7 protein-coding genes and 1 pseudogene are annotated in these 5,251 nt (G+C 66.8%); 6 read left to right on the forward strand and 2 right to left on the reverse strand.

All coding sequences use genetic code 11. The annotated features are described in order from the left end of the window. The first annotated feature begins 42 nt into the window (after positions 1-42). The 3 genes from ABDV68_RS18170 to ABDV68_RS18180 all read left to right on the forward strand — a co-directional run bounded on the left by ABDV68_RS18170 (position 43) and on the right by ABDV68_RS18180 (position 1,601). Positions 43-594 carry a TspO/MBR family protein gene (locus ABDV68_RS18170; RefSeq protein ID WP_343521506.1) on the forward strand — a complete coding sequence of 184 codons (552 nt, stop codon included), beginning with the start codon at positions 43-45 and terminating at the stop codon, positions 592-594. Positions 595-621: 27 nt separating this feature from the next. Next, positions 622-960, forward strand: coding sequence for an accessory factor UbiK family protein (locus tag ABDV68_RS18175; protein WP_343521507.1), 339 nt, complete (start codon positions 622-624; stop codon positions 958-960). Positions 961-1,097: 137 nt separating this feature from the next. Next, on the forward strand, positions 1,098-1,601 hold the full coding sequence (locus tag ABDV68_RS18180; RefSeq protein WP_343521508.1) for a YbjN domain-containing protein: 504 nt from the start codon (positions 1,098-1,100) through the stop codon (positions 1,599-1,601). A 128-nt stretch (positions 1,602-1,729) separates the two neighbouring features. On the opposite strand, the gene ABDV68_RS18185 is transcribed toward ABDV68_RS18180, so the two are convergent. After that, positions 1,730-2,344 (reverse strand): GyrI-like domain-containing protein, encoded by a 615-nt coding sequence (locus ABDV68_RS18185; protein WP_343521509.1) that lies wholly within the window; start codon positions 2,342-2,344, stop codon positions 1,730-1,732. A gap of 189 nt (positions 2,345-2,533) precedes the next feature. Between ABDV68_RS18185 and ABDV68_RS18190 the strand changes: the two genes are divergently transcribed. Next, on the forward strand, positions 2,534-3,337 hold the full coding sequence (locus ABDV68_RS18190; protein ID WP_343521510.1) for a pyrroline-5-carboxylate reductase dimerization domain-containing protein: 804 nt from the start codon (positions 2,534-2,536) through the stop codon (positions 3,335-3,337). Positions 3,338-3,396: 59 nt separating this feature from the next. Next, positions 3,397-4,002 (forward strand): hemerythrin domain-containing protein, encoded by a 606-nt coding sequence (locus tag ABDV68_RS18195; protein ID WP_343521511.1) that lies wholly within the window; start codon positions 3,397-3,399, stop codon positions 4,000-4,002. A 136-nt stretch (positions 4,003-4,138) separates the two neighbouring features. Here ABDV68_RS18195 and ABDV68_RS18200 read toward each other — a convergent pair whose 3' ends face one another. Then, complete coding sequence (locus ABDV68_RS18200) at positions 4,139-4,621, reverse strand: MarR family transcriptional regulator (protein WP_343521512.1); 483 nt, start codon at positions 4,619-4,621, stop codon at positions 4,139-4,141. 48 nt (positions 4,622-4,669) lie between these two features. On the opposite strand from ABDV68_RS18200, the pseudogene ABDV68_RS18205 reads away from it, so the two are divergent. Then, a pseudogene (locus ABDV68_RS18205) lies at positions 4,670-5,251 on the forward strand (branched chain amino acid aminotransferase); the annotation flags it as partial.

The following is a 5,251-nucleotide window of genomic DNA, read 5'->3' on the forward strand; positions in this document are numbered from 1 at the left end:
GCCGCAACCGGCGGAGTGAACGTCGCCGGTAGGGGGTCGAGGATGGAGATCGCGTCCAAGGGTCAGTTGCGCCTCGCCTATCTGCGCTGGGCGATCGTCACCGTGCCGTTCGTCGTGCTGCTGGGCTTCGCCTCGGGACGGCTGTTCCCGAGCGGCGAGGCCAACCTGTGGTACCAGATGCTGCAGAAACCGGCCGAGACGCCGCCCGGCTGGGCGTTTCCGGTGGCGTGGACCTTGCTCTACGTGCTGATGGGTCTGGCGCTGGCGATGATCGTCAATGCGCGGGGATCGCGGCTGCGCGGGCCGGCGCTGGCGCTGTTCGCGGTGCAGCTCGCGGCGAACCTCGCCTGGTCGCCCTTGTTCTTCGGCTTCCACCAGGTCTCGGCGGCGCTGCTGCTGATCGGCGTGATCTTCGTGCTGGCGCTAGCCACGACGATCCTGTTCGGGCGGATCCGCAAGGGCGCGGCGTGGCTGATGGTGCCTTATCTGGCGTGGCTGTGCTTTGCCGGGTTACTCAACTACAAGATCGATCAGCTGAACCCCAATGCGGAAACGCTTGTACCCGGGCAGTCGGCACCCCAAATGTCGATTTGAAATATTCCAGAGTTAGGTTCGAGTTACATGCAGAGCGATAACCGCATTTTCGACGACTTCGTGAAGGTCCTCAATGGCGCCGCCGGAACCTTTGCGGGGATGGCGCGCGAAGGCGAGGCGGCGGCGCGCGAGCGCTTCAAGAGCTTCGTCGGCGGCGTGGACTTCGTCGCCCGCGACGAGTTCGAGGCGGTCAAGGCGATGGCCGCGGCGGCGCGCGACGAGAATGAGGCGCTCAAGGCGCGGATCGAGGCGCTCGAGGCGAAGCTGGGCGGCGCGCCCATGGCGAAGACGGCGGCTCCCGCGGCGAAGGCTGCGGCGCCGAAGAAGGTGCGGACCAAGAAGGGCGATGCCGATCCGGCGCTTTAGTTTTGGAGCCGCAACGGCGCCTGAGGACATGCGCTTTTCCACATCTATCTACGCTTTGTTCACCATAAGCGCTTGTGCGGCGCAGCGGGGCAGGGCACCCATGCGCTCAGGCAAGGGCCGGGCGGAGGACGACCGGGATGCTCGACGAGAGCGAATATGAGCGCGACGATGCCGCGCCGATCGACATGCTGGAAAGCTATTACGCGGCGCATGGCTGGAGCCATGAGCGCGAGGACGACGAGATCGTCGCACGCGTAAAGGGCAGCTGGACCGAGTACGAGCTGCGCGCGATCTGGCGCGAGGACGACGGGGTGCTTCAGTTCCTGGCGTTCCCCGACGTGCGCGTTCCCGAGGAGCGGCGCGGCGACATCTACGAGGCGATCGGGCTGGTCAACGAGCAGCTGTGGATCGGGCATTTCGAATTGTGGTCGTCGAGCGGCATCCTGCTGTTCCGCCACGCCGCGATGGTGCCGGGCGACGACGGCGGATCGATGACGCTCCCGCAGACCGAGCTGCTGGTCGAGAGCGCGATCGACGAGTGCGAGCGCTTCTACCCCGTGTTCCAGTTCGTGCTGTGGGGCGGCAAGTCGCCCAAGGAAGCGTTGGCGGCGGCGCTGATCGAGACCCAGGGCGAGGCTTAGCGGTTCCGCGGCGGACGGATCGGGAGGCCGTCTCTCAGACGGTGATGAGCCGGACTGGCCTCACTCAAATCGGCGTATGAATATTCCACTGCGAAGAGCGGCTCGGCGCCACAGGCGGTGCGGTCCGATCAGATGTTCCGGACCGGCTGGCGAAGGACCGTCCTGAGCTTCGCCGGCGCCGTCCGGCGGGGATCGCTGAGATAGATCTCGTGATGGGGACCACCGAAGGTTACCCCCAGACCGGGCATCACTTCCTCGTGCAAGCGCTCGAGTACAGGGCCTTCGTCATCATAGCTGCCGATATGCATGATCTGCAGCGACCGGCCTTCGGCATAGATCTCAAACCTCAGGGTCGACGGTCTGTCGTGCCGCTTGGCCAGCATCCTTGCCACCGCGTCCTCAAACATCCCGGTCGTGATGAAATCCGGCGCCATGATCATGACGGTCCACTGCCAGCGATCCTTTTCTCGGCGGACAAAGGTGCCGGGATCGTCGGACCACCATAGGGCTTCGAGCGGCGGCACGACATAGTCGCGGCGCAACATATCCTTCGCCGCGAACTTCATCGCGTAGCTCACGCCGTACAGCCATTCGATCGCCGTCCCGTATGCAGGGGCATGATTGGGATCGCCGGCGCCGTCCACCTTCACAAAAGACATCTGCGGCGGCGACACTTCCACAAACCCCTGCTTCGGCGGGTTGAAGAGATCCCGATATTCCTTCTTCAGATCGAGCTTGGTCATGCATTTCCTCTTGAGGCTGCAGCTACGTGCGAGGAGAGAATGCGTGCTGAACGACCGGAATCAGGAATGGCAGCCATATCCGCATCGCGCGATCTTGTGCCGGAAGCCCGCTTGCCGCAAGGCCGCGAACCGGGCGATTGCCCGCGGTGGACCCGGCACCGGGCGGGGCGACGATTTGGAGAAGAGGCGGTGGCCATTCCGAAAACCCTCTGGCTGATCGGCTGCGGCAACATGGCCGGGGCGATGCTGCGGCGCTGGATCGCGGCGGGCGCGGTGCGCGGCGAGGACGTGTTCGTGCTCAACCGCACGGATCGCGAGCTGCCCGAGGGCGTGCGGCAGGGGCGGGTGCTGCCCGAGGGGCCGTTGCCCGACGCGGTGATGCTGGGGGTGAAGCCGCAGCAGATCGACGAGGTGGCGGGGCAGGTCGCGGAGCGCATCGCCGGGGTGAAGCTGCTGATCTCGATCCTCGCCGGGGCCGAGGAGGCGGCGGTCGCGGCGCGGTTCGATGCGAAGGCGGTGGTGCGGACGATGCCCAACCTGCCGGTCGAGCTCGGCAAGGGCGTGGTGATCCTGCAGTCGGACAGCGCGGACGCCCGCGCGCGCGCCTCGGTCGAGGCGCTGATGGCGCCGCTCGGGCGCTTCGAATGGGCCGATGCCGAGCAGTTCAGCATCATGGGCTGCCTGATCGGCTGCGGGCCGGCCTATGCCTATCGCTTCATCGATGCGCTCGCGGCAGCGGGGGCTGAGCTCGGGCTTCCGGCCGAGCAGGCGCTGCGGCTGGCGCTGGCGACGGTCGAGGGCGGAGCGCTGCTCGCCGCCGGATCGAGCGACACGCCCGACGCGCTGGCGAACAAGGTGGCGAGCCCGGGCGGCTCGACCCGGGCGGGGCTGAACGTGCTCGACGCCGGCGATGCGATCAAGCGGCTGCTTGCCGAGACGCTCGCCGCGTCGGTGCGGCGCGACGCCGAAATGGCGGCTGCCGCACGCGGTTGAGGGGAACGTCGACGCCGCCAATTGGTTGAAGCGCCACACCCTTTGGACGGAGGCACGTGATGGCGACGACGACTCAGGCCCGCGACAGCAAGGGCCGCTTCAAGGACGAGAATGGCAATCGCATGGGCAGCTTCGGCGCGATCGCCGGGGCGGTCGCGGGCGGCGCGGCGCTCGGCGTACTGGCGATGCTCGGGCGCAAGGCCGCGGTGCAATCGCCGACGATGCTGGCGGGCGACTGGATGGACGGGCTGATCGCCGAGCACCAGGCGGTGCTCAAGCTGTTCGACGCGCTCGAGGCGACCGACGACAAGGCCTCGGGCCGGCGCTCGATGCTGCTGATGCAGATCAAGCACGCGCTCGCCAAGCATGCGATCGAGGAAGAGAATGTGATCTATCCGGCCCTGCGCGAGTCCGGAAAGATCGAGGAAGCCGATGAGCTCAACCGCGAGCATGGCTATGTGAAGCAGTATCTCTACGAGCTGGAGAACATGCCCAACACCGGCCCGGCGTTCCTGGAGAAGGTGCGCAAGTTCCGCGCCGACCTTGAGGAGCATATGGACGACGAGGAGGAGCGGCTGTTCCCGGCGCTGCGCACGCAGCTGTCGGACGAGAAGAACAAGCTGCTGACGACGGCGATGAACAAGGAAGGGTTCAAGGTCGCCTGAGGCAATCACTTTCTCTTTCCCACTCCCGTCATGCTGAACCTGCTTCAGCATCCACGGTGCCGCCGGCGGCTTAGTCGCTGCGGAGAAATGGGCCCTGAAACAGGCTCGGGGTGACGGTAGTGGGTGGGGAGGGGCGCTACCGTCCCAGCGCGGACACGCGCTTGCGCTCGGCTTCGGGGATCAGGCCCTCCAGTACCGCCCAGAAGCCGCCGACCGCGCCCTGGCCCGCGCTCGAATAGGCCGCCGACATCTTGTCGCGCAGCGCGTCGAACAGCTCGGCTTCGAGCTTCGTTCCCTCGGGCGTGAGGCGCAGCAGGCGCTGGCGGCGATCCTCGCGGCCCGGGCGCGTCTCGATCAGGCCGCGCTCGGTGAGGTCCCCCAGCACGCGGCCGAGCGATTGCTTGGTGATCGCGAGCAGCGCGATCAACTCCCCTACGGTCAGGTCCGGCTGGCGCGCGACGAAGTAGAGCGCGCGGTGGTGCGCGCGGCCGAGGCCCTGCGCGGCCAACCCCTCGTCGATCGAACGCGTCAGATGGCTGTAGCCGAAATAGAGCAGCTCGACCCCGCGCCGGATCTCGGCTTCGCGCAGGAATAGCGGGGAGGCGGTTGGGACAGCCATGTTGACCTGTTTTGCCATCGGGCTTAGGCGTGCGCAACCGGCAGATTCATGGAGAGCGATGTGAGCAGCCTGCAGTTCGACTTCGAAGCCAACCAGGCCCCGATCGAAGCGAGCGAGCGCAGCCGCATTCTCGAGAATCCGGGCTTCGGCAAGGTATTCACCGATCACATGGCGATGGTGCGCTGGTCCGACGCCAAGGGCTGGCACGACGCGAAGATCACCGCGCGCGGGCCGCTGAGCCTCGATCCGGCGACCGCGGTGCTGCACTATGCGCAGGAGATCTTCGAGGGGCTCAAGGCCTATCGCATGGAAGATGGCGGCACCGCGCTGTTCCGCCCGCGCGAGAATGCCCGCCGCTTCCGCGAATCGGCGCAGCGCATGGCGATGCCCGAGCTCCCCGACGACCTGTTCCTCGGCTCGATCGAGGCGCTGGTGAAGGCCGACCGCGACTGGATCCCGCAGATCGAGGGCGGCTCGCTCTACCTGCGCCCGTTCATGTTCGCGAGCGAGGTGTTCCTGGGCGTCAAGCCGGCGGCGGAATATCTGTATCTCGTCATCGCATCGCCCGCGGGCAACTATTTCAAGGGCGGCGCGCCGGCGGTGACGATCTGGGTGTCGGAGCATTACACG

Origin of the sequence: Sphingomonas sp. (genome assembly GCF_039595165.1) — a bacterium.
Taxonomy (GTDB): Bacteria; Pseudomonadota; Alphaproteobacteria; order Sphingomonadales; family Sphingomonadaceae; genus Sphingomonas.

Bases quoted from the DNA above. Each gene is read 5' to 3' on its own strand.
- ABDV68_RS18170 (WP_343521506.1), top strand. From the start codon at position 43: ATGGAGATCGCGTCCAAGGGTCAGTTGCGCCTCGCCTATCTGCGCTGG.
- ABDV68_RS18175 (WP_343521507.1), top strand. From the start codon at position 622: ATGCAGAGCGATAACCGCATTTTCGACGACTTCGTGAAGGTCCTCAAT.
- ABDV68_RS18180 (WP_343521508.1), top strand. From the start codon at position 1,098: ATGCTCGACGAGAGCGAATATGAGCGCGACGATGCCGCGCCGATCGAC.
- ABDV68_RS18185 (WP_343521509.1), bottom strand. From the start codon at position 2,344: ATGACCAAGCTCGATCTGAAGAAGGAATATCGGGATCTCTTCAACCCG.
- ABDV68_RS18195 (WP_343521511.1), top strand. From the start codon at position 3,397: ATGGCGACGACGACTCAGGCCCGCGACAGCAAGGGCCGCTTCAAGGAC.
- ABDV68_RS18200 (WP_343521512.1), bottom strand. From the start codon at position 4,621: ATGGCTGTCCCAACCGCCTCCCCGCTATTCCTGCGCGAAGCCGAGATC.